Source organism: Methylovulum sp., assembly GCF_028687615.1.
Lineage (GTDB): Bacteria > Pseudomonadota > Gammaproteobacteria > Methylococcales > Methylomonadaceae > Methylovulum.
In genome coordinates this window covers 73671-97771 of the sequence record NZ_JAQTZU010000005.1, presented here as the reverse complement: position 1 = coordinate 97771, position 24101 = coordinate 73671, and the positions used below count along the sequence as shown (strand labels likewise).

Genomic DNA, 24101 nt, shown 5'->3' with positions numbered 1-24101 from the left:
TAGAGCCGGAACAAATATACACAGCTCCCAAAATTCTGCAAGCGATATAATTTTTATGGATGTCACCGCAATCATCGAACCTTTGAATGACGCGCAACGCCTGGCCGTCACCGCCGACCCGCAAGCCATGCTGGTGTTGGCGGGCGCCGGCAGCGGCAAAACCCGCGTCCTGGTGCATCGCATGGCGTGGCAAATCGTCGCCGGACAACACGCACCGCACAGCCTGCTCGCGGTGACGTTCACCAACAAAGCCGCCCGCGAAATGCGTAGCCGTATCGAAACCCTGCTGAATATGTCCGCACACAGCCTTTGGATAGGCACGTTCCACGGCCTCGCACACCGCCTGTTACGCCGCCACACCGCCGAAGCGCGTTTGCCTGACACTTTCCAAGTTATGGATTCCGCCGACCAACTCCGCGTCATCAAGCGGATTTTGGCTTCGCTTGGCTATGACGAGGCCAAATGGCCGGCCAAGCAAGTGCAATGGCATATCAACGCACAAAAAGACGAAGGCATACGCGCCCGCCATACCGCCGATGTCGGCGACGTGTACCAGCGCACGATGCTGCAAATCTACCTTGCTTACGAACAACTGTGCGAGCGTTCCGGTCTGGTTGATTTTGCCGAACTGCTGCTCCGCGCCCATGAACTGCTGCGTGACAATGCCGACATCCTGGCGCATTACCGCCAGCGTTTCCAGCACGTCCATGTCGATGAGTTCCAAGACACCAATAGCATCCAATACGCGTGGCTACGGCTATTGACGCAGGATAGCAATAATTTGTTCGTGGTCGGTGACGATGACCAATCCATTTACGGTTGGCGCGGTGCGAAAATCGAAAACATTTACCGCTTCCAGAAAGACAATCCGGGCCACCAAGTCATTAAGCTGGAACAAAATTACCGCTCGACGGGCAATATCCTCGCCGCCGCCAACAAAATCATCGCCAACAACGGCGGGCGCATGGGCAAGGAATTGTGGACCGAATCCGGCACCGGCGAGCCGATCTTGTTGTACGTCGCCTTCAACGAACAGGACGAAGCCTATTTTGTCGTCGAACGCATACGCGCCTGGGTCAACGACGGCGGTATGCGTAGCGACGTGGCGATTTTGTACCGCTCCAACGCGCAATCACGGCAATTTGAAGAACGCCTGATGCAGGCCGGGACGCCGTACCGCGTCTACGGCGGCCTACGCTTTTTCGACCGCGCCGAAATCAAGACCGCCCTCGCCTATTTGCGCCTGATGGCCAACCGCCATGACGACGCCTCATTCGAGCGCGTCATCAACACGCCCACGCGCGGCATCGGTGCAAAATCCCTGGATGACATCCGCAACCTTGCCCGTGGGCAAACCGTCTCCTTGTGGTCAGCGGCAATTTTGTTGCTGCAAAGCGGGCAACTGTCGGCCCGCGCCGCCAACACCTTAAACAGTTTCCTGCTGCTCATCAAAAAACTGGGCGACGACACGGCGGATTCCACCCTGCATGAAAAAGTCAAAACTGTTATTGAAAGCAGCGGCTTGAAAGATTTTTACAAGAAAGACAAGGATAAAGCCGAAGAAAAAGTCGAAAACCTGGAAGAGTTGGTCAACGCCGCCCGCCATTTTGAAACCGCCAACCTGCCGGACGACGAAGACACAATCACCGAGCTAGACCGCTTCCTGTCCCACGCCGCGCTGGAATCCGGCGACATGCAGGCGGAAGAATTTGAAGATTGCGTGCAATTGATGACCTTGCATTCCGCCAAGGGCTTGGAATTCAAGCTGGTGTTTCTGGTCGGTTTGGAAGAAGGGCTGTTCCCGTCGCAACAATCCGTGGACGACATCGCCCGTTTGGAAGAAGAACGCCGCCTCTGTTACGTCGGCATCACCCGCGCCATGCGCCAGCTTTACATCACTTACAGCGAATCGCGGCAATTGTACGGGCGCGAAAGCTACCCCAGGCCGTCGCGGTTCTTGCGTGAAATTCCCGCCGACACCATCCAGGAAGTGCGGCAACGGGCGCAAGTGCAACGTCCGGTCGCGCAAATCAGCGTCGCCGCCAAACCGGCGATGCTGGCTCAAGGCCATAGCTTTAAGGCCGGACAAAAAGTCAAACACGAAAAATTCGGCATCGGCACGATTTTACAAACCGAAGGCGAAGGCGCGAAAGAACGGGTGCAAATCAAATTCCCCGAAGGCAGCAAATGGCTGATGCTGGCGTTTGCCAAACTGGAAGCGGTTTGAATTATTGTCCTTCTCAGCCAGATAGGTCGGGCAACAGCCGTATCGTTGCCCGTCAATTATCGGACGGTGGAGCGTCGGGCATAAACAGCATACCCGACCTACCTACCCGGCTGCTGAACGATGCGGTCAAGAACGCACCGCCGATACGCCAGCATAAGGGATTGTCAACGCGGGGCATGTTTGATGATCCGGTAGAGGCGAAGAGGTTTTATGACAGGCTAAAAAACCTCTATAACCATAATGGAGTTTACCAAATGGAGGGGTTCGGGTCTTCGACAGTGGGCGATGTGCCGGGGTTTTCCGGCAAGGAACTTTGGCTGCATATTGATGGTAAAACGGGGTGCTGTTTGGCACCGACCAGCGGTTTAAAGTGAATTATCAAATATCTCACCGCTATCCACCGTCATGATAAAATCTGCATTCATTCAGCCAGGTATTACCATACAGCCGTTCAGTTATTAATTGATAGTGACGATCTCGTCCATCACTAGCAAGCGAAATCCTGTATATTCTCCAGCATTTTGATGAACCCAACATTCATCGGTGTTTTATCGTCTAAAATAGTCTGCTGAAAAAGCCGAACTGAACAAATTTAAGCCTGTACCACGACCCCTGCTAATCTCAGTTAACCTGGAGGAAATATGAACGAGCAATTGAAAACTAATTTTTTGCAATTGACCGCATTGTCTTTGTTGTTCCAAGCCTTGCCTATTCTCGCGGAAGATACCGGAGGCATACAAATTTTAAGCGCCACGGTAAAAGATCAAAAAATTGCCGGTGCCAGCGTCACCTTGCAAAAAAATGGCGAACAATCAGTGACTGCTGCGACGAATGCCCAAGGCCAGGTCAACCTGAATAGCGCATTTGTCAATGACCCGTCGGCATTATTAATTGTAAAAAAACCAGGCTATTCCGATTTAGTCGTCAAATGCCCTTGCGCCGGCATGACCTATGCCGTCAGTCCGGTGATGAAAAATCTGGACGGCATGCGTATCGTCTTAAATTGGGGGCAGAAACCGGAAGATTTGGACTCGCATATTGTTTACCCAAACAATCATGTCTATTTTTCCAATATGACCGGAACCGATGCCTTATTAGACGTTGACGACACGACCAGCTACGGCCCGGAAACCATTACTATTGATCGCAAGCATGATGGCGAACGCTATGTTTATGCGGTGCATAATTTTACCGATGGCAGTGAACCGGATTCTACGCGTTTATCGGCCAGTCATGCCAAGGTATTCGTTTATGTCGGCCAGACGCTGGTTAAAACTTACTATGTCCCCAAAAATCAGACCGGTAATTTATGGACAGTTTTTGCCGTAACAGAATCGGGTGATTTCCAGGATTTTAATACCATTAAAGGCGTAACCAGCCATGACCGCCTGCAAACTTCCGAATTCCAGGGCATTATTGATAATTCCACGGTACAGCTTACCGATTACAGCGCAGACAGTCAGCAAAACGCCAAGGATCTGAACGCTGAAGGCGAGCGGGCGTACCATGCCGGAAATTATGCCGAAGCGATACGTTTGTATCAAAGTGCTATCGAACTCGACGGCAACTATGGGCAAGCTTACAGCAATTTAGGCCTGGCTTTCCAAAAAGCCGGCAACGTAGCAGAGGCGCTCTGGGCCAACAGAAAAGCGATAGCCCTGGCTAACGGTGCTACGGCAGCTACAGTAAGAGCCAGTTCCCACTACAACAACGGCAAGATATACGAAGCAGCCGGGCAATGGAATGACGCCTTGCGTGAATATCACTATGCCAAGCGCGAAAAAGACAATACCGTTTACGATAAAGCGATTAAACGCATGCAGCAAAAAGGGGCTAAATAATGTCTGGCTGGCGCGTTGTTCTTGTCTCAATCGGCCTAGCGTTGTTATCGCACACAACAACGGTAAATTCGGCAGGTCCCGCTGTCATTGCTAAAGCAGATCGACAGCTTTGGCATGAACGGGTCAATTCCCCGAATGCCTTTGACAAGGCTTCGCGCGCAGCGCTGCTGGTTTATGCGCTGGCGCTGCAAGACATGCAAAAACCGTCTGATGCCGACTTGCTGGCAGCGTTCAAAATCAAGAGCATCAATCGCGCATCTGTTGTCAAGTGGTTCAATAAAGAACTGGCTTTATCTTTGCTAAATTATCAACAAGCGGCAAAAGATTGCGGCAGCAGCGACTGGACTTGTCCAGGCAATATTAGCAGCACAGCGGATTTATTGGCCAAAGCGCAAATATGGCGGGCAACAATACCGCCTCAGATGCTGGCTTGGCGCGATAATCTAGCAGACTTCTCGCTCGCCTATATTGCCGAACAAATGCGGTTGGCGGCCTTGTTTCCAAAGGTCAGCAGCGAGATTGACCTTTTTAATGATAAAGAATGGAACGGCGACGAATTTGCCGACCGTCAGTTTTTTCTCAGTTTCGATGACGGCCCTAGCGCCGTTCACGGAACTAGCGATGATGTGCTGGCCATGCTGGAGGAGAACCACAAAAACGCGGTATTTTTTGTGCTGGGAGAAAATTTCCAAGCCCGATTGCATAAGACCGATGCAAATACCCTGTCCGGGATTTATAAACACCAATGCGTCGCCTCCCACGGCTGGGAACACCAATCCCATGCCAAATGGGCGCAATGGCAGGATTCGATAAAACGTACCCAAGCCCTGATAACGTCCGTTATCGCCAAAGAAAATTTTCTGCCTTTATTCCGCCCGCCTTACGGCCAACGCAAAGCCGACAGCGGCGCATTTTTTCAAGCGCAGTCCTTGCGAGTCGCTTTATGGAATCTCGATTCGCAAGACTGGAACGCTCATATCGATGTGGATGATATTATCAACCGCATGATGGTGCTGATGCTGATTAAAAGGCACGGTGTGTTGCTGTTTCATGACGTTCATGCCAAGGCGAAGGCCGCTTTGCCGGTATTATTTAATGAACTGGGCAATGCAGTTACCTGGGGCGATTGTCATTTACTGGCTACCCATGATGCCAAAGGCAATTGAATATCTTCGGCATCAGTTAAAATAGGAAGTAAAGAAAGAGCCTCACAAACACTGATACAAATCGTATGCGGGCTCTGATTCCTGACCCTGCTCTCCGCCGGGGTCAGACCTCGCCGCTTACTCCGCTTTGCTTTACTTCTCAAAGATTCCATAATTAACGGGAACATAACCTTAGTATCTGCACATAAATTCCACAAAAAAACCTTAGCCTCTCCATTTGCCCTGCACATCGTCCTGTCATCCTAACGACATGGACATTCAACTTAAAAAATATTTCACCAGACCGTTTCCCGCCTATCAAGTGTTCCCCAAAACGCCTTTGCCATGCCCCGTGGGTACACGCCTCGCCCGCCCCGTTTTGCACGGCTTTTTGAAATCCGCTCAGTTTTTCAAGATGACGGGAAAAATGGGCTTTGATTAATCCCCAGCGGGTAGAGAAATCGGAATCCCCGTCCGGCAAGGGCAAAATGCAATGCAGGTGGTCGGGCAAAACCACGCTGCTGGCATCAATCCCATAGGGATGCTTGACTTTTACATGGGGGAAGGCCGCCCGCAACAGGTCTGTTCGGTCAGTCAACAACCGGTTTCCCCGGCGTCCGGCCAAGTTCAGCGTGAAAAACCAAGTGGTTCCGGGATGTCGGAAACGGCGGTATTCGGTCATGGTTTAAATGGAGCCGTGTCTCCCGAATGATGCGGTTCGTACCTCGCCGCATCCTACGCGCTGTGCGTACCGTTATTACGATTGACATTGCCATTTATCGTGAAACATGGCGGGGCATAAAGATAAGGTACGCGCAGCGTACCTTATCCGGCTGGCACCTCGATGCCGATAGGTGGGAGATATCCATCCCATTGCCTTACGGGTTTCAGCGTATTGCTTCTTCATCACAATTGACTTCAATCAGCTTTTCCATTTGTTTAAGATGCAAGTATTCGGTATTTTTTATGGGCATACCGGGGTTGTCAGTTGTTTCTGTGCTGAGTTCTACGTTTGCAAAATGTTTCAGGAAAATCCGCATGACATGAGCTACGCCATTTTCAAGGACTGATCGGCAATTTGATGCAAAGTAGGCACCGCGAGCATAATTTCCAGTAATTATTTCATAAGAAGGAAAATAGGCAACTTGGTTACGCTGGCCAGCGATTTCCTCGCAAGCAACGCGTAATACAGATTTGGAATAAGTGGTTGCTGTCAAGACATGTTGTGAAGCCGAAGCGGTTGCTATTAACGGTACGGGTGAAACGGTGAGAATAATTTTTGCTTTTTCATTCACTGATCTTATTAAATCAATAAAATCCAACATATCTGCTACTACTTCTGATACGGTAAAGTTGTGTAATCTGTATTTTTTAGCATCAAACTCGCCACCGGCAACACCTGGACAAAGCGGGAAAACGGCATCATCAGCAATTGCTTCCCAGCATTCGGTTAATCCAAGTGTAAACACGAAAACATCTAGTGTTTCAAAAGCCGTGCGAACTGCCGCTAAATGCTGTTGCCGATCGGCTTCAAATTCGGCTAGGCTGGCAAATCCATTTGGTTGGATTTGTGGTCGGAAAGGATCAATCAATTGCCCTTTTTTACCTATCCACTTGTTGTCCCTTGGCGTGAAGTTGCCATAAGCACGTTTGAAAAGTTGTAACAATTGTCGGGTGGTATAAAGATTGCCGTAGCGTGCCGTGAATGTGCCGTAATTGTAAATAAACGCGTTTTCGTGGCTGATAATGGGATGTGCCTGCTCGGTAATTAAAAAATGAAAACCGGAATTGCGCAAATAGCGGGCTATATGTTGGGCAAAACAGCTGCCAGCAGTGGCTACTTTATCTTGTTGGGTGATTTGAAAAGGGACAGAGACAATAGGATCAAATTCGGAAGGATTAACGCTTGTTACGCTACGTTTCCAAAAACAATGGTCAGGCAAATTGGTGTAAGGGGTAATTTTCATAGTGATACCTACTTAATGTCCATGTTGTTTAGGGCGCGGATTTGATTGAGCACTAGGTTTCCATAAACGTCATTGGCATGGGTTGGGTCAGTATTACAGTATTCCAAATGCAATAATCCATTTTTATTTTGTACTGTTTTGGGTACATCAACAAAAGTGATGCCTAATTTGGCGCAATTTGCGTGTGCTATCGTCCAGTACAAGTGCCATAACTTGTAGCGGAATATGGCAGGTGAGACACCCAGTTCGTCTATTTTTTCTTTGAATGTACTGGGGTGTTTTCTAATGTGCATTTCAGGTAATGGGGGAGGGGAGCAGATTTGATAAATGGGGATATTTCTAAATGCCTCTACTATATTAGAGGTCATGTCAAAAAAAAGGCTTTGCTTCATATGGTCTTTCATAGCATTGGCAACGAGACTGACCGGTAATAGCTGTGCGTTTGGCCTTATCGGCAAATTGGTATTTTCAGGCAAATAAAAATCAAACGGTTGAGGATGATTGATTAGCCCCAAATTGTTGTGGTGATTGCCTCTAATTAAAAGGGCAATAGACAGGTAAGCATCGGCATTTGCGTTTAATATCTCATCCATTCCTTTTTCTTGAATGCTATAAAACTCAAATGACTCGTCAGCTGAAGCAGCCCGTTTTAGTGCTAGTATATGACTATGTCCGACTACCAAAACCTTTTTCATTTAATTTATCTAAAGTAACTGATGTTATGCAGAAACCAATTTTTTCCACAAGATATACTGTTTCAATATCGGAGTTTCTAACCATAATCTTGTAGCTCTGCGTAACATCAGTAAAGTAATGTGCTTGTAATGAGTCCAGACTGGAGCTGGTGCGCTTTGGTGTGTTCAGCCAACTTTTGCTTTTTGAACCCACGGTATTTTAGATCATGTTAATTATTTTTCTAAATTAACCAATTATAGGAAATCCTCGGCTTTGCCGGGGAGACAGCAAAAGTTTGACATTAAGGGGAGACTATCAAGACCTTTGAAATCGTGAACCGCCAAGCACACAATTGAGGAGAATCCTGATGAACGACCGAAAGTCTAAGCCACTCCAAGTGGGAGCGCAAATATCATGTAGTGTTTATTCCAAGGTGCCGGGGGCAGATGCTGCACAAGGAGTCCCTAGGATGCGGTGAGGTACGAACCGCATCGCATCGTTCGCGTCACTCCCCCCCGCCGTAACGTTGGAGACATTGACATCATTAGCCCAATTCTCTGGATGCACCCCGCGACGCACATAGCGGTGAAAACTGGAATACGGCCAATCCTTAACACTTTGCGTCCAGCCATGATCGACGGGGTTCCAATGGATGTAGCCGATATGTTGCCGGTAATCGGCTTCGTCGCGGATCAAGTGTTCCCCAAAACGCCTTTGCCATGCCCCGTGGGTACACGCCTCGCCCGCCCCGTTTTGCACGGCTTTTTGAAATCCGCTCAGTTTTTCAAGATGACGGGAAAAATGGGCTTTGATTAATCCCCAGCGGGTAGAGAAATCGGAATCCCCGTCCGGCAAGGGCAAAATGCAATGCAGGTGGTCGGGCAAAACCACGCTGCTGGCATCAATCCCATAGGGATGCTTGACTTTTACATGGGGGAAGGCCGCCCGCAACAGGTCTGTTCGGTCAGTCAACAACCGGTTTCCCCGGCGTCCGGCCAAGTTCAGCGTGAAAAACCAAGTGGTTCCGGGATGTCGGAAACGGCGGTATTCGGTCATGGTTTAAATGGAGCCGTGTCTCCCGAATGATGCGGTTCGTACCTCGCCGCATCCTACGCGCCAACATTTTTTCCTTACCATCAAATCGGTATTTCAAACGAAAGTATTTTGAACCATTGGGGTTAGTGTGCTGGGCAGCACACAGGCTGTGCCGCCCAGTTTTTCAGAAGAAGAAACGTTTAGTTTCCTGGGACAATCATAGGCTGGAAGGTGAACACATTTGGATTGTTAGCATCTACAGTGACTTTAATCCAATGCAAGTTTGGGCTACCGAAAGTTTCAACACGAGTGAAGTTTTTGATTAAATTGGCTTGATTGATCAGTGGCTTGTCAATTTTATAAAAGTGCGTGTCACCATGTACCAACACAACTTGACCTTTAAACGCATTAGTTTCTTCTGTTAATGCGGCTAAGAAAGCATCATAGCCTTCATGCGGTGGCAGACCATCAACTACAGTATTTCTTTCGTCAACAGTCTCTGTTTCTGGTATATCAAAAACAGGATCTGCTTGTATGGCAACCATCAAGCCAATGGCATTGCGTCTTTTGGCAATTTCAAAAGACTTGTGCAAAAATTCAATATTGGCGGTGTCGCGTGCTGCATATTCAGCATTGTCAGCATCACACTCGGCTTGGGTGCGGACGCTTTTGGCATTAATGCACTCACCGTCATTTACTTTGTTGTTGTTGCTGCCAGGAACGTTCAAGGTTACAAATACGACGCCTCTATGCGCCCACAAGCTGTTTTCTGAATAAAGCCCTTGTGCGTGGCCTTGGCGACGCAGTTTCATTTTTGTTTGACCAAAGCTGTAGTCATCAACAAACATGGTTTGGCGCAGGTAGTTAAGGCGTTCCAAGTTGTTATAGCCGCCGTTATTGATGCGGTGACAGTCAGTCCATTCATTGTCGCCCAATACATAGACAGTTGGTGCTTTAACGCTATTAAAGAAATCAATGGACTCTTGTCCAAGTGCGCTGTCAGTACATACTGAACTACCGTCTTTGGTGTCGCCATCAAATATAGTGAAGGCAAGGTTTGAAGCGTTCATGCTATCAACCAAGCGGGTCATTTTATCGCCAGTTTTAAGACCGTCACCATTTTTGGCATAGGGCATGTCGCCCCACAGGCCAAATGAGAATGAGCCGGCATGTACGATGGTTGATGCCGATAAATTCACAATTAAGCCAAGTGCCGCATAGCTCAGTAATTTTACTTTTTTATTCATGAATAACCTCTAGATTAACAAATGTTGTAATTGGATTTGCAAGGCTAACAATCAATAGTTACAAAAAAATGACATTTTGGTTACGGTTTAATGATAGTTCCCTTGGCGGAATGGTGTAAAGGTATGGCTAATCCGATATAAAAAAATGTCCTGTCATCGCCTCAGTAAAAAGACTGCCAACGGAACATCGCTATTTATTGCGAACGAACTTTTCATCCCATACTTGGGGAAAATCGACATGACCACACAAGCCTGTAATGGTCAAGTAAATTTGGACAATCCGTTAAGCCTGTTTTAGAAAAACCTGTTCACATTGGTTGGGTGAAACCGAACTAATCGAGGAATGTATCCGTTCGGTATTGTAGAAATGGATGTATTTCTTCACCGCCCATACCATCTCGTCTTGGGTTTGATGGCGGTCACGGCTGAATAGCTGTGGCGTTTTTTGGGCGCACTGGGCTGGCCCGATCATTTTGGCAATTTATTGGCGACGGCTGGACTTTCAGCAATACCCATCCCGATGGAATCCAACATAAAAACCACCCAATTCAGATTATAAGGCATGATTTTTGGGTATTCGTCAGACATAAAAGTATCGGGTTTACTTCACATTAAAAAGAACAATATCGGAAACAAGCGTTTTTTCCTTATCACCCGTTTCTTTGGCCCGTAGGGAATAATAGCCTGGTTTAATGGGCCACAAGAAATGACCGGTTTGTGTTGTGGCGATGGCTTTGCCATTAAGTAGCCACTCAAGGTTACGGCCTGCTCTCATACCGTCTGCGACAAATTCGAATGCTTGCACATTAGCAGGAATCCGTGGGTCGTAGGCAATTTGCAAGCCTTGGGTTGGTCTGAGCAATTCAAGGCGTCCCGAAGGCTGTGCAGGTTGCGTAAGGTTCGGTTCGCTGCCAATGATGAAATATTCTGTGCGTGGAAAACAGTTATTTTTTCCGGTAGCTTGGTCGTAATGGGTGCATATTTCCTGCTGGGTTAATTTGGGGCTTAAATAAAGCGGCTCCGGTTTTTCGCGTCCTGCAAGCTCGGAAAATAGGCTGTGCAGCACCAAAGCAGGGCCGGTTGATCCGGTAATCCCGTCCATCGGCGTTTGGTCCAAATTGCCAAGCCACACACCTACCGCGTAGTGCGAATCAAAACCAAGCACCCAGGCATCGTGATAATCGGTCGATGTGCCCGTCTTAACTGCGGTTTGTACGGGAAGGTTAAGCACACTTTCCGCGCCGAATTCACGTCTGCGGGCAAACGGGTCGGAGAGGATGTTGGCAATCAGCGAGGCGGCTTCTGGCGAATAGACGCGGCTGTTTTTGCGTGTGAAGGGCGACTGCGGTAACGGCGTGAGAGACCGGAATACACCGCGACTGGCCAAGGCGCTATAGGCTTGCACCATTTCGAATAACGTCACTTCGCCATTGCCCAGCGCAAGGCCTTCCTTATAAAATTCAACGGGCTGTATCAGGCTGGCAAAGCCCAGCGCATGTAGCGTATCCAAATAGCGTGTTGGTGTGACAAAAGCAATCGTTTGTAATGCCGGAATATTGAGCGAATTACCGAGTGCTTCTCTCAGGGAAATTTTGCCGTAAAACAGATGGCTGTAATTGTGGAAATCATGCAAGCCTGAACCGATGGCCTCAGCCATAGGCGCGTCATTTAACTCTGTTGCTGGCGACCAGCCAGCGTCAAGCGCCAGCGCATATAAGAACGGTTTCATTGACGAACCCGGTTGGCGCGGTGCGCGCACGGCATCAATAGCACCGCCAGGAGTTGCATTGTTAACATGATCATTAATAGCCCCGCCGACCGCCCAAACCAGAATTTCGCCTGTGCGATGATCCACGACCATGACAGCACCGTTGCGCACTTGTTTTCGCTGTAATGCTTTGATGCGCTCATCCAGGAAATCTTGTGCTTTATGCTGCAAATCGCCATCCAGTGTGGTTAGCAGCACACCGTTGTCGCTTAAATGATAGGGGATGGTTTCGCGGATGTAATTGATGAAATGGCTGGCGTTTAACGGTGGTAACGGCGGCTCTAGGGCTAATTTTTGCGCGGCCAGTTGTTGCCGTTCCTGCGCAGGTAATTCGCCGCGATCAGCCATCGCTTGCGCTAATCTTGTCATGGCAGGCTCAATGGCATCAGAATTTTTATAGAGGTCGAGTGCTGACGGCGCACGGGGCAGCACAGCCAATGCCAGCATTTCTTTATGGGTTAATGTGCCCAGATCGCGGTTGAAATAATAGCGGGCCGCTTGTGCGACACCCCGGCGGTTAGCGGCATAAGGCACTTGATTGAGGTAGAATTCAAGCAGTTCACCTTTGCTGGCATGGTTCTCCAGCAATGCCGCTTCGAAGCCTTCAAGCCAGCGTGACCAAAGCGTGCGCGGGCGCGGATGGATAATGCGCACAACTTGCTCGGTAATCGTGCTGGCGCCACGCACAGACTTACCAGCCCGAAGGTTTTGCCATAGGGCGCTAGCCCGTGCCGTCCAGTTTACCCCATGGTGCTCAAAGAACTGCCTGTCTTCCGAGGTGACAAACGCCTGTCTTAACCATTCGGGTATGGCATGTAAGGGGACGATAGCCATCGTATTGAAACGGTTTTGGTAAGAAATTCCCAACGGCTTGCCTTGGCGATCCAGCACCTGAAAACGCTGTGTACCGGAACTGGCGGTACGCAACGATAAGCTCGGCGTCTCAATATCCCATAGCGTTTTCAACACCAGCAGCGCAAGCACCGCTAGGGTTGTGCGGAGCGCCATTTTGCCGTAGCGTCTAGTTGCCATAACAAATAAGCAGCCTTTAAAAAGTCTTTTAATATTTTTTACTCACCACGAACGACTGCATGGATGCAGGAGGTAGGGCAATGCAGGAGCAGCGTAGCGGTGTGCCGAGGGTACGAAGATCACGAAGAAAAATAATTAACTTCGTGTTCTTCGTGCCCTTCGTGGTAAATAAGAAGGGGGCAAATAGTTTTTTCATTTTGTTAAAAAACTTATGCCCCATTACTTATTCGCCAACCTGAAGGTTTATCGCCTCTGTCTTGCCATAAACATCAGGATCATACATTTCCTGGGCCATTGCCGGTAATACACTGAATGCACCCGTGGCAATAGCCTGCGCCGTATAAGACAGATGATAATTTCCGGCTGGCAGGTAATCGGAGTAAAAACGCACGGAATCATGGCGTATTTCCTGATGGTAGAAACTCCAGAAGCTGGCGCCGAAATCGGTCCAGTCTGAATATTTAAACCAAAAAGCCCCGCCCGCCGCGTTGAAATCGCCTTTTTTGGCATCGACTTCAGAAGCTGTCGCCAGGTCGCGGTTCACGGGCTCCAAGCCACCAGCCACCGCATCATCGACCACGACAAAATTACGCGCCGCCGGGACTGAAACATAAAGATCGACGCGGATTAGCTCGCCACGTTTAATCTGTAACGGGGTTTTCAGCAGCTCCCATTTTCCCGCCCGCTCAACGCTGTATTCACGGTGCACTTCAATGCCGGCATTGGCGGCGTTGTCCAGTGCCGATGGCAGCGCGTAAGCCAGGCGTGTCGCAAAGTAAAGCCGTCCCTGGCCTATGCGCTGGATTTGCACGGAAGTTTTACGGCCTGCATCACCGGCTTTGACAGGTCGCTCCAATTGTGCCGCCGGGTCGCGGACATCCTTGAAAACCGCCTTGCCAAAACTGACCCTGTCCATGGCGGCAGTCACGGTCATGTCCGGTTTATCCTTTTCATAAATCCGTGCGAATTCAATCAGCGCATTCATACAGAACATGTTTTCCTGGGTGTTTTCCCAATGGTCGCGGTTCTTGCGGCTCTGCGTAATCGCGCGTACCAATTTAAACGGGACATCGCCAACCAGATTCTTGCCGCTTCCGCGTTCGCCATAGGCCGTGAAAGCGTCCAGCACGGCACAGTTTTCGCGAAGGGGCGACGCCAAAATACGGGTATAGCTGTCATCCCAGGTTTCGCTGAATACAAATTTGCCGCCTGTTTGATTGGCAGTGGCCAGTATCATGTTCGCCACCTCCGGCGCATATTTTTCACCATCTTTGACCGCTAACGCCGCTTGCAAGAAGTGGCTCTTGCCAAACAAGGACATTTTCTTCACATGCGGCTGGTAGCGTTCCAGATCCGATAGGCTGACTTTTCCACGTTCTGCCAATGCCGCCAAAGCCACGGCGCGTACCGTGGAGGTCATGCCTTCGGAATAAAAATCAGGCACGGCATCATTCTTAAGCAAATTACCCAAATAGGTGTGCAGCTTGTTTTCCACCTCATCAGGAATCGTATAGCCACTTTTACGCAGCCAGTTAAAGGCAATCGCCGTATAAGCGCTTAGGTAAGGATCCACATAGCGGTCTTGGGCGACAAAATAGGTCATGCCACCGTTTGCCGCTTGAAAACTTGCCGCTTGCTCCAGCGTTGTTTGCGACAGGGACTCGCTGCCTTCCCATTGCAACGAATCGGGCAGGTAGGCTTTTAGGTTCTTATAATGTGCCGCCATGACCCCTTTACTGAGCTTTTGCTCCCAGCACAGATACGGGTAATCGCGCATGTACTTAAATGCGCCTGAGACATTGCCAATAACGGTCGGCGAAGCAATAACGCTGACACTGCCAATATCCGGCAGCATGTCTTTGGGGAACTGGATAGCTTCGTCAATCTTATTTTGGGTCGTGGTGCCGTAATTCGCTGCGACATTGAGGCTGCGGCGCTTATTGACCGGCAGACTATGCACCAGGCCGTCGCTGTCCAGCCTATCCCCCGCCGTGATGGTAAAGCGCAAATTGCCTGCTTGGGTATCGCGCGTTTGCGCCACTGCCGTGGTTTGGATTGGCATCGATACCGTGACTCGTTTGTAAGGTTCGATGGTGACAGTCTTAGTCAGGTCGGCAGGCGTTTTAGCCGCATCAAGCTGGCCTTCGGCGTGGATGCTTACTTTCAGGGTACGCGGTTTGTCGGTACGGTTCATGACGCTGAAACCGGCATCGAAGTGATCGCCTTCCATGACTTGATTGGGCAACACTGGGCGCACTTCGGTCGGACGGTTGACTTTAAAATTGGCATCGCCTAAACCAAAACGGTCGGTCGGCGTGGTCGCAATCGCCAGAATACGCCAGCCCGTCAGATTATCCGGCGCATCAAAGCTGATGGTCGCATCGCCTTTGTTGTCGGTTTTAAGTTCCGCGTTCCAATAACTGATGAATTTGAACAACGAGCGCATACTTAAATTGGCGCCGCCATCGCCCCCCGGATTCGCGCCTTTTTTCTCAAAGCGTTGCCGCCCCACCAGCCGGGTCAGCAAGCTGTAATTGCCAAGGTCCAGGCTGTCCAACGTGTAGAAGCCCTGGTAGGGATCGTAATAGCTTTTGCCGCCTGCGATAAGGTCAAACACCGATTCATCAAGCACCGCTACCGCCAATTCGATAGGCTCGTTTTTATCCTTCATGCGCGGTTCGGCATGAAGCTTGACGGTCACTTTGTCGCGGGGCTTGTAAATCTCCCGGTCGGTTTGGGCGGTAATCCGCATTTCTTTATACGGGTCTTTTACCGGCACGGTCACATAACCCATACGGTAAGTAGGTTTGCCCAGGTCAACTTGACCCAAATCCAATGGTTTGTCCACACGCGGCGACACAATGACTACGGAAAGATAAAACCCCGGCAAGTGCTCCGGTTTGATTTTGAATTCGACCACGGGCGTGGAGGTGGTGAACGTTTGCACGAAATGGTCGATGACCCCGTAACGCTCGATGGTGATCAACGCCTTGGCGTTCGGATAGGGGTTTTTCACCAGATAACGGGCGGTATCGCCAATTTTATAAGACGTGCTTTCAGGCACGATAGTCAGGCCGCTATCGTTTTCATTGTTCCAGACCACAAAATCATCACCGACGGCATAAGTGCTCAGTGTCGTGGAGTGAGCCTTGCCTTTGGTGTCCTTAATAGTTGCGATGGCCCGATAAACGCCCGCTTTAGCTGGCGTAAAGCGGCAATCAAGCGGAGCCTCTGCCGATAGCCCTTGACAATGCCCAGCTGTTTCCCATTCGTTATGATATTCGGTCAGGTAGGCATTGCCAGCACCCTTGACCCGCGCCGCTTTGGTGGTTTGGTGCTCTAACGCAATCTCCACCGCCGTGCCTTTGGCGGGGTTGCCCCGCTCATCAACAACGATATATTGCAGCTTGCCCGCTTTGCCGACTTGGTATAGCCATTCGCTGCTATAAAGGCCGACCAGGCGGTCCACCCCCAGATAATCGGCTCGGGCTTGGCTGCTGATGTATTTGCCACGGTCATCGGCAACCGCGCTTTCCACCAAAAGTTTGCCGTAGACCACCTGGGGTGTTCCGGTGGCAAAATGAAGGGCGCTTTCACCCTTGTCATTTACCTTGTCGATTTTCTGAAAAATTTGCTGGGATGGCGTTTCATTTTGGTAGCTATCGAATTGGAAGTTTTTGGCTAACGGATGTTTCGCACTAAATGGCGCACTTTCCAATAGTGCGGTGACCCGCGTGGCGGCATCGGTGTAGGCGCCACCCGAATGCAGTTCGGCATGGGTCGCCACGTTCACCTGCTCACCTGCATGAAACAGGTCGCCATTCAGCTGGTTGCTGACCCGGAAAGGGGATGGCGTAAAGTCGCTGACCAGGACGCGCATCGGCAGCCAGGTTTTTTTGTCGGCACTGTCATTGTCAGTATCTGGTTGATGTTGGTTGGTTTCTTGGGCATTTTCAGGTTTTTTGGCAAAGTCACCGATGAGCTTGAATTGATACCAGCCGACCGCGCCTGCTTTGGGGACGGTGAATTCCCCGCTGGTCCCGCCAAACGCCGATAAGCTAATATCCTTGCGCTCATGCACTTCTTTGCCCATAGGGTCGATGATTTTCAGCCGATAACTGCCAGCGGGCGGCGGTATAAAACCGTTGTTGTCCTGATTACGGACATAGATTTTATATTGAATGATGTCACCCGCACGGTAAATGCCTTGGGCGGTCGTACCCCAAGCGTGTGTATGGCCATAGCGCATCTGTTTGTAGGGATACACCGCTACACTGCCCGAAGCACGGTAAGTATCAATGGTAAACGATTGCGCTATGGGCAGCAGCGCCATGTCATCGTCTTTTTCCACGCTCAGGAAATAGCGGCTGGCTTCATCTTGGTAACGTGTCGTAATCGAGAGATCAGGGTCTAGCGTATCTGTTCCCGGCAATAGCGCCACGCCTGAAGTGTCAGTGCTTGCCTTCGCGCTGATGTCAGTCGCGGTATGCAGGGTGGTAAAGGCATCTTGGTATAAGCTGACCCTGGCATCCGCCACCGGTTGGCCAGTCGCCATGTCAGTGACCCAAACCAGGCTATTGAAGTGGCCGAGTTTGTAATGGACTTGATAAGGCGTTACTTGGGCAAACAGGCGTGGAAAATAGCTATTATTGATAACGGGATCGGTTTGCAAAGTGCCGAATAGCGCACCCGTCCGGCCATCGAGCATCTCGCGCACTCCAAACGGTACGGCGAATTGCACATCTTCAACACGCGGAATCGCTTTGCGGAAAGTTTGTTGTTTGTCAGCGCCTTGGGCTGTTACAGCGCGGTAGTCGAAGCGGTAATTATTCAAGTTATTGACGTAAAAAGGGACTTCGCTGTCCACGCCCTTCTCCAGTACGGCATCGGAGTAATCGAGGACAAAATTGGGATTTCGATGTGCGGTCGCAAAGCTTGCGGCAATAGGCTGTTGCAGCTTACGGTCAAAGATGTCCTGTACTTCAACAATAACAGGGGCAGCGGGCTTAAACCAAGATTGCAGCCAGTGCCATAGCCGCTCAAAAAAAGTCGTTGCCGCCTGTGAATGTACGGTATAGTCTTGAGCGACCTTCAGGCCACCTGGAAGCCATACGTCATAAACGGCACCCTTGCTATGCGGTTGGCTAAATTGATAACCGACTTCAGCATTGTCCCCGCCCTCTTCCGGCTCTTGAGTTATTGTTTCTGCTTCTGAGATTTTCTTCCAACCACCCACAGGCGGGTTGAATATCACCCTGTCGCCCAGGGTGCCGCGCTCCACCGGCGTACTGAAAGAAAGATCCACCGGCCGCATCGGATCACATTTTCCGCTAGGCTTTTGACCGGCGGGTATCCACAACTCTTCACCGCTGTTGACCGTGCATTTAATGCCGAGAAATGTAAATTCCGGGTAGGTGTCGAGTTCCGCCACAGGACTGGAACTCACGCCGGGTTCAGGCCCCAGCGCGGACATCAGCCCTGGCTCCGTTTTAAGAATAATGTGGGTATCTAACGGCAGTTCTTGCACAGGCTCAACTAGCCAAATCCTACGCGCTTCCTTTCCTGAGCTTTTATGAAGGTCATCGTCGCTTTTTTGTAGGGGCTGTTTGTTAAAAAATAGCAGGGCATTTTCTCCCGGAATGGGCATCCACTGAGGCGGCTCATGATCTGCCGAGTCGGCGCTAACCTGCACGGCAACCCGCTCGGCCTTGTCGCCGACGTTCCAAAAGACATGCTGTGCGACCGATTCCTTATCCACCGCCTGATTGAATACCAGCCGAATAACGGGATGCCCTGGTGATTTCCACTCCCGGAATTCATGGTAGTTCACATCAGGGCGCTGAGTGATAAAGCCATGATGGAAGCTATCAGGAATAGTCGCGCCATCTTCGGCCTTAATTCCGGGTTCGATTTCCAGCGTGTAACGCGTCGCCTCTTTGAGCGCCGCCTTATCCGGCAGATTACAGGCCAATGCCGAGGTGTTAAGCCAGCGCCATTCGCAGGCAAGGGCCGGGGTGATGATGACAGGAATTTCGGAAGACGGACGCTCCATCTTCCCGATAGGAACAACGGGGCGGTCAAACTGAATGACAATTTGTTTACCCGCAGGCACATCTTCGCCATCCGGCGTAATCCTTATGACCTGAAGTCCCTTGAATTCAGGGATAGCCGCTGAATCGTATGCAGCATGGACATCGGCGGCTAACCAAAATATTGATAGGGCGACAACACATGTTAATACTTGACGATTAAAGCACATAAAAAGCCACCGCTAGGTTGTATCACAGCTTGAAAATAGAAAATAATCCGTCATCCTTCGCCAAGCGCCAAAGATGATGCCTTATCAAAGTATTAGAAGTTACGCATTGATAGCGGTAACATCAAAAAAATCATTTACTTATGCCTAATTTATTAAAAACATTTGCTGTGCATAATTTAAAGGAAACCTCTAAATTACGATTACTAATACGTTCATTTTACTATGATAAAAATGTTTACATAATTTCATATTGGCAGGGTTTTCAAAAAAGTCTATCTGTCAATGCGTAACTTCTGCGTAACTTCTAAGTATAACGAAACCGGAAGGAATGATCAGAAAAAGGCTCTATGCGGGCAGGGCCACCTCATTAAAAATATAAATATAATCAGCTATTTAAAAATTTGCAGTTTGTGTTCAAATATGGGTTTTTTAAACCGTTTCTAAATCTATAAGCAATTCATTGGTGAATACAATAAGTTACAAATTGCAAAAAATCACTGGCGTTAAATCGATAAAACGAAAATATATAACCAATTGTTTTATAAAAATATTTTAATGAGGTAGCCCTGTCTATGCGGGGAATAACTGAAAACTAAGGCTAATCAAAACCAAAACCAAAACCAAAACCAAAACCAAAACCACCTAGATGTGTGTCACCCTGCTTAACCATAACCGTCTGAAAAAACCGTAATAGCTTGCTAAAGTAACTGATTGCTTTATCTGTAACGCCTGATACCGTGCCATAACCATCCAAGCCTTCGTAAAAACCACAAAAATATACCTAAAGTCCGCGCACTTTGGTTGATCATCAGGACGGCATAGGCACGATGCCAACCTACAAGCCATTGATGCCCGCCAAGCAACGCATAAAAGCTGGCAATGTAAAAAACCCAGAGTTTGCTATGAATTAGCATCTACTTGTCAATTCTGCCGATATTTATGTGATTAAACCCACGTTTTTTATTATCGCCATTTGAAAAATATGGGGCGAGGGGGGATTTAATTAAAAGATACCTCTTTATGGCCTTTTGATCAATAACCCCTATTTTCAAAGAGCCGAACAGATATTGGATGGATAGCATAGCTAATCCAATATAAGCTGATGAGGACTGCGCGTCCTTCCTACCGACTTTTGGGCATCATCAATTTATATCGTATTGGCTATAAAAGTCAGAAAATATGACCATCCAAGGTTATAGTTTGATTCTGTCTTTCCAAAGCCCAGTGTTAAGAATAAAGTATACTTTTGCGGCCATAGTTTCGGTTTTTTTAGGTGCGACACACTATGCGTACCTTAAAAAAACATCATAAAATCAATATAAAAGGGATCCACATGTTTCTGTGCTCTGTTGATATTTCAGTAATAGATATTAAAAAACAATCCGTTATGAATGCAAGGTAAAACTATATCTGATTGATAAAATAAGCAATGGGCATGAAATAAGTTCGACATGTAAGTGTCGGATTTATCCGCACCTGCACCGAACGCATTTGCATAAGTTATTTCATGCTCATTCCTAAGTATTTTTATCAAATGTCAGCAGAATCTAAAGTGACAGTGTCGCTTTTACACAACTTTTTTCGTGTATTTCGTTGAAAAAACCAATCAAAAACCTTTTACCAGAGTAGAGTCATGAACAAACAACCCATCCTGTTAGGCGTCAACATCGACCACGTCGCCACCTTACGGCAAGCCCGGGGAACCCGTTACCCAGACCCCATCCAAGCCGCGTTGGTCGCCGAACAAGCCGGGGCTGACGGCATCACCGCCCATTTGCGCGAAGACCGCCGCCATATCCAAGACCGCGACATTTTCTTGCTCAAAGACTTGCTACAATCGCGCTTGAATCTGGAAATGGCGGTGACCGAGGAAATGCTCGGCATCGCCGCTGAAGTCCGGCCTTTTGCCTGTTGCTTGGTGCCCGAAAAACGCAGCGAGCTGACGACGGAAGGTGGGTTGGATGTCGTTGGCAATCTGTCCCGACTTAAAGAAGCCTGTGCAATATTGGCGGATGCAGGCATTGAAGTCTCGCTGTTCATTGCGCCAGACCACGCCCAAATTGATGCCGCTATCACCGTCGGCGCCCCCGTGATCGAACTGCATACCGGCAGCTACGCCGATGCCCATATCCCGGCAATGCAAAGCAGGGAATTGGCTCGCATAAAAACTGCCGCCGAATACGCGCACGCTGCCGGATTGCAGGTAAATGCCGGACATGGCTTGAACTTCAATAATGTCGAAGCGATTTGTGCCATCCCGCAAATCGTCGAGCTGAACATCGGGCATTCGATCATCGCCCAAGCGGTGTTTTCGGGATTGGCGCAGACGGTCAAGGATTTGAAGGCATTGATGCGGCAAGCCAGGATGGATGCGTAGCTGCCGCATTATCATTGGATTGCACAGATATATCGTTTATCATCATTGTGATTTACCGCGTCAATAAACCAGTCGGCATAAACACCTAAGCGTCCTAAGGAGGACTAACATGAAAACATTAAAGAATTTAGCCTGTTGCACCGTAACCGTCGGTCTGTTTTTAGCAGGTCGGCAAGCTTTTGCGCATGACGAGATTAAAGTGCGGTCGATATTGGAAGGTACCGGTGGTGACAATGCCATCGTCATCGGGCATGGTTGTGAAGCGAGGGAAAAACCGATCCGCGCACAAAGCGTGGTGTTCCCGACCTTGAATCCCGAATTGATCGCCTCCGACGGCCACAAAATCGCCGATCTTAGCGAGATTATCGGTGCTAGCTTATATGCCGGGCAGGCGGATTTGATACAAGACAAGAATATTTTTCAAGCCCAGGATGAAAAACACGATAATTTGGGCAACACCATCGGTTTTTTTGGCACGAATGGAAACTTGCAGGCCAATTTGCAAGGCCGTGTGCCATTCCAATTCGTCGCACCTTCTTTCGTTAAATCAAGTTGCGCCACCGCCTTAAAAATTGAAGTGGCGATTGCCGATATTTGCATTTTAACGGCGCCGACCATCCGCGCCCATAAGGTGAATTTGTGGATACCTGAAAATGGCTCGCAATATGCGTTGTTAGGAAAAGCGCAAGGCGTGGATGGACTGGGAGAACCGCCCGTGCTCCAAGTCAAACGTAATCTGGTGAAAAATCCGCTTGACCCTGCATGTGGCGCTGGCTTTACCGTGACGGTAAGGCCGTCGGCAGATGATGTGGATGCCAATTTGGGCATACCTGGATGGCATTACTGAAAATCCGTTGCGGAATAATTTGTCATTAGTAGGCCGTATGCCGCTATCGCCGTATACGACCTACTTGCGGATTACATTGGGTTCCGCCTTACGCCTGGCTGTTCAAATAATCCTCATAATTGCCGTTAAAATCAACAATCCCATGCGGTGTCAGTTCGATAATCCGCGTCGCCAACGAAGACACAAATTCACGGTCGTGGCTGACAAAAATTAACGTACCCGGATAATTTTCCAACGCCGTGTTCAGCGATTCAATCGACTCCATGTCCAAATGGTTGGTCGGCTCGTCCATCACCATGATGTTGTTTTTTTGCAGGATTAGTTTACCGAACAGCATCCGGCCTTGTTCGCCACCCGACAGCACTTTGACGGATTTGTTAATGTCATCGCTGGAAAATAACAGCCGCCCTAAAGTGCCGCGTATGGTCTGGTCATCATCCGATTCTTTGCGCCATTGCCCCATCCATTCGATCAGCATCAAGTCTTCGGCAAAATCGTCGGCGTGGTCTTGCGCGAAATAGCCGACTTCGGAGTTTTCTGACCATTTCACAACACCTGTGTCAGGCGTTAATTCACCCACCAGCGTTTTGAGTAAAGTTGACTTACCAATACCGTTAGGCCCGATCACGGCGACGCGCTCGCCGACGGCAATCATCAGTTTGAGGTTTTTAAACAGCGGTTCGCCGCCGTAGCCTTTGCCCAAACCTTCCACTTCCAAGGCCAAGCGGTGCAGTTTTTTGCTTTGGTCAAAGCGGATGAAGGGGTTGACACGGCTGGACGGTTTCACTTCATCCAACTTGATTTTGTCCAGTTGTTTGGCGCGGGAGGTGGCCTGTTTGGCTTTGGAAGCGTTCGCAGAAAAGCGGCTAACGAAGGTTTGCAATTCGGCGATTTGGGCTTTTTTCTTGGCATTGCCCGCCAGCAAGCGTTCGCGCACTTCGGTGACGGCGACCATGTAATCATCATAATTGCCCGGATAGACGCGCAATTCGCCATAATCCATGTCCGCCATGTGGGTGCAGACGCTGTTTAAAAAATGGCGGTCATGCGAGATGATGACCATGGTGCAATCGCGCTCGTTGAGGATGTTTTCCAGCCAACGGATGGTGTTGATGTCCAAGTTGTTGGTCGGCTCGTCCAAGAGCATGATGTCGGGGTTGGCGAACAGGGCTTGCGCCAGCAACACGCGCAGCTTCCAGCCGGGCGCGACCGCGCTCATCGGGCCTTGATGTTGTTCTAACGGGATGTCCAGGCCTAGCAAGATTTCCCCGGCGCGGGCTTCGGCGGTGTAGCCGCCAAATTCGGCAAACACCGATTCCAGTTCGGCGGCGTGCATGTAGTCGTCTTCGGTGGCTTCCAGGTTGGCGTAAATGGCATCGCGTTCGGACATGGCCGCCCACATTTCGGCATGGCCCATCAGCACCACATCCAGCACGCGGTAGTTTTCATAGGCAAATTGGTCTTGGCGCAAATTACCTAGCCGCTCATTCGGCGTGACGCTGACGTTGCCCGCCGACGGCTCCAAATCGCCGCTGAGAATTTTCATAAACGTGGATTTGCCGCAACCGTTCGCGCCTATCAAGCCGTAACGGTTGCCGTCGCCGAATTTGACAGAGACGTTTTCAAACAAGGGCTTGGCCCCAAATTGCATGGTGATGTTTGCTGTAGAGATCAAAAGTGT

15 protein-coding genes are annotated in these 24101 nt (G+C 49.5%); 6 read left to right on the top strand and 9 right to left on the bottom strand.

The window, feature by feature from the left end; genetic code table 11:
- Positions 1–55 precede the first annotated feature (55 nt).
- The 4 genes from uvrD to PHH59_RS04340 all read left to right on the top strand — a co-directional run bounded on the left by uvrD (position 56) and on the right by PHH59_RS04340 (position 5234).
- Positions 56–2227: a DNA helicase II gene (gene uvrD / locus PHH59_RS04355; RefSeq protein WP_300011792.1), complete on the top strand. Its 2172-nt coding sequence runs from the start codon at positions 56–58 to the stop codon at positions 2225–2227.
- Complete coding sequence (locus PHH59_RS04350; RefSeq protein ID WP_300011789.1) at positions 2224–2601, top strand: hypothetical protein; 378 nt, start codon at positions 2224–2226, stop codon at positions 2599–2601. Before uvrD ends, PHH59_RS04350 begins: the two co-directional genes overlap by 4 nt.
- A gap of 267 nt (positions 2602–2868) precedes the next feature.
- Entirely contained in the window at positions 2869–4068 is a 1200-nt protein-coding gene (locus PHH59_RS04345; protein ID WP_300011786.1) for a tetratricopeptide repeat protein, read from the top strand.
- A gap of 194 nt (positions 4069–4262) precedes the next feature.
- Positions 4263–5234 carry a polysaccharide deacetylase family protein gene (locus PHH59_RS04340; protein ID WP_300011783.1) on the top strand — a complete coding sequence of 324 codons (972 nt, stop codon included), beginning with the start codon at positions 4263–4265 and terminating at the stop codon, positions 5232–5234.
- Positions 5235–5388: 154 nt separating this feature from the next.
- On the opposite strand, the gene PHH59_RS04335 is transcribed toward PHH59_RS04340, so the two are convergent.
- The 8 genes from PHH59_RS04335 to PHH59_RS04300 form a co-directional block, all read right to left on the bottom strand.
- Positions 5389–5895, bottom strand: a complete 507-nt coding sequence (locus PHH59_RS04335) for a transposase (RefSeq protein WP_300011780.1) — start codon at positions 5893–5895, stop codon at positions 5389–5391.
- 205 nt (positions 5896–6100) lie between these two features.
- Positions 6101–7180: a GSCFA domain-containing protein gene (locus PHH59_RS04330; protein WP_300011777.1), complete on the bottom strand. Its 1080-nt coding sequence runs from the start codon at positions 7178–7180 to the stop codon at positions 6101–6103.
- An 8-nt stretch (positions 7181–7188) separates the two neighbouring features.
- Positions 7189–7875 carry a hypothetical protein gene (locus PHH59_RS04325; protein ID WP_300011774.1) on the bottom strand — a complete coding sequence of 229 codons (687 nt, stop codon included), beginning with the start codon at positions 7873–7875 and terminating at the stop codon, positions 7189–7191.
- Between the two features lie 403 nt (positions 7876–8278).
- Positions 8279–8911, bottom strand: a complete 633-nt coding sequence (locus tag PHH59_RS04320; protein WP_366904548.1) for a transposase — start codon at positions 8909–8911, stop codon at positions 8279–8281.
- 179 nt (positions 8912–9090) lie between these two features.
- A complete protein-coding gene (locus tag PHH59_RS04315) occupies positions 9091–10137 on the bottom strand; it encodes a hypothetical protein (protein WP_300011772.1) in 1047 nt (348 codons plus the stop codon).
- Positions 10138–10420: 283 nt separating this feature from the next.
- Positions 10421–10609 (bottom strand): IS3 family transposase, encoded by a 189-nt coding sequence (locus tag PHH59_RS04310; protein WP_300011769.1) that lies wholly within the window; start codon positions 10607–10609, stop codon positions 10421–10423.
- 129 nt (positions 10610–10738) lie between these two features.
- Positions 10739–12937, bottom strand: a complete 2199-nt coding sequence (locus PHH59_RS04305) for a transglycosylase domain-containing protein (RefSeq protein ID WP_300011766.1) — start codon at positions 12935–12937, stop codon at positions 10739–10741.
- Positions 12938–13160: 223 nt separating this feature from the next.
- Entirely contained in the window at positions 13161–19196 is a 6036-nt protein-coding gene (locus tag PHH59_RS04300; protein ID WP_300011763.1) for an Ig-like domain-containing alpha-2-macroglobulin family protein, read from the bottom strand.
- Between the two features lie 1633 nt (positions 19197–20829).
- On the opposite strand from PHH59_RS04300, the gene pdxJ reads away from it, so the two are divergent.
- Positions 20830–21573 carry a pyridoxine 5'-phosphate synthase gene (gene pdxJ / locus PHH59_RS04295; RefSeq protein ID WP_300011760.1) on the top strand — a complete coding sequence of 248 codons (744 nt, stop codon included), beginning with the start codon at positions 20830–20832 and terminating at the stop codon, positions 21571–21573.
- Positions 21574–21682: 109 nt separating this feature from the next.
- Positions 21683–22420 carry a hypothetical protein gene (locus tag PHH59_RS04290; protein ID WP_300011757.1) on the top strand — a complete coding sequence of 246 codons (738 nt, stop codon included), beginning with the start codon at positions 21683–21685 and terminating at the stop codon, positions 22418–22420.
- An 88-nt stretch (positions 22421–22508) separates the two neighbouring features.
- Here PHH59_RS04290 and PHH59_RS04285 read toward each other — a convergent pair whose 3' ends face one another.
- The gene (locus PHH59_RS04285) at positions 22509–24095 is read right to left on the bottom strand and encodes an ABC-F family ATPase (RefSeq protein ID WP_300011755.1); all 1587 of its coding nucleotides are present in this window, start codon (positions 24093–24095) and stop codon (positions 22509–22511) included.
- Positions 24096–24101: the final 6 nt, after the last annotated feature.

Bases quoted from the DNA above. Each gene is read 5' to 3' on its own strand.
- uvrD (WP_300011792.1), top strand. From the start codon at position 56: ATGGATGTCACCGCAATCATCGAACCTTTGAATGACGCGCAACGCCTG.
- PHH59_RS04345 (WP_300011786.1), top strand. From the start codon at position 2,869: ATGAACGAGCAATTGAAAACTAATTTTTTGCAATTGACCGCATTGTCT.
- PHH59_RS04340 (WP_300011783.1), top strand. From the start codon at position 4,263: ATGCAAAAACCGTCTGATGCCGACTTGCTGGCAGCGTTCAAAATCAAG.
- PHH59_RS04335 (WP_300011780.1), bottom strand. From the start codon at position 5,895: ATGACCGAATACCGCCGTTTCCGACATCCCGGAACCACTTGGTTTTTC.
- PHH59_RS04330 (WP_300011777.1), bottom strand. From the start codon at position 7,180: ATGAAAATTACCCCTTACACCAATTTGCCTGACCATTGTTTTTGGAAA.
- PHH59_RS04325 (WP_300011774.1), bottom strand. From the start codon at position 7,875: ATGAAAAAGGTTTTGGTAGTCGGACATAGTCATATACTAGCACTAAAA.
- PHH59_RS04320 (WP_366904548.1), bottom strand. From the start codon at position 8,911: ATGACCGAATACCGCCGTTTCCGACATCCCGGAACCACTTGGTTTTTC.
- PHH59_RS04315 (WP_300011772.1), bottom strand. From the start codon at position 10,137: ATGAATAAAAAAGTAAAATTACTGAGCTATGCGGCACTTGGCTTAATT.
- PHH59_RS04310 (WP_300011769.1), bottom strand. From the start codon at position 10,609: ATGATCGGGCCAGCCCAGTGCGCCCAAAAAACGCCACAGCTATTCAGC.
- PHH59_RS04305 (WP_300011766.1), bottom strand. From the start codon at position 12,937: ATGGCAACTAGACGCTACGGCAAAATGGCGCTCCGCACAACCCTAGCG.
- PHH59_RS04300 (WP_300011763.1), bottom strand. From the start codon at position 19,196: ATGTGCTTTAATCGTCAAGTATTAACATGTGTTGTCGCCCTATCAATA.
- pdxJ (WP_300011760.1), top strand. From the start codon at position 20,830: ATGAACAAACAACCCATCCTGTTAGGCGTCAACATCGACCACGTCGCC.
- PHH59_RS04290 (WP_300011757.1), top strand. From the start codon at position 21,683: ATGAAAACATTAAAGAATTTAGCCTGTTGCACCGTAACCGTCGGTCTG.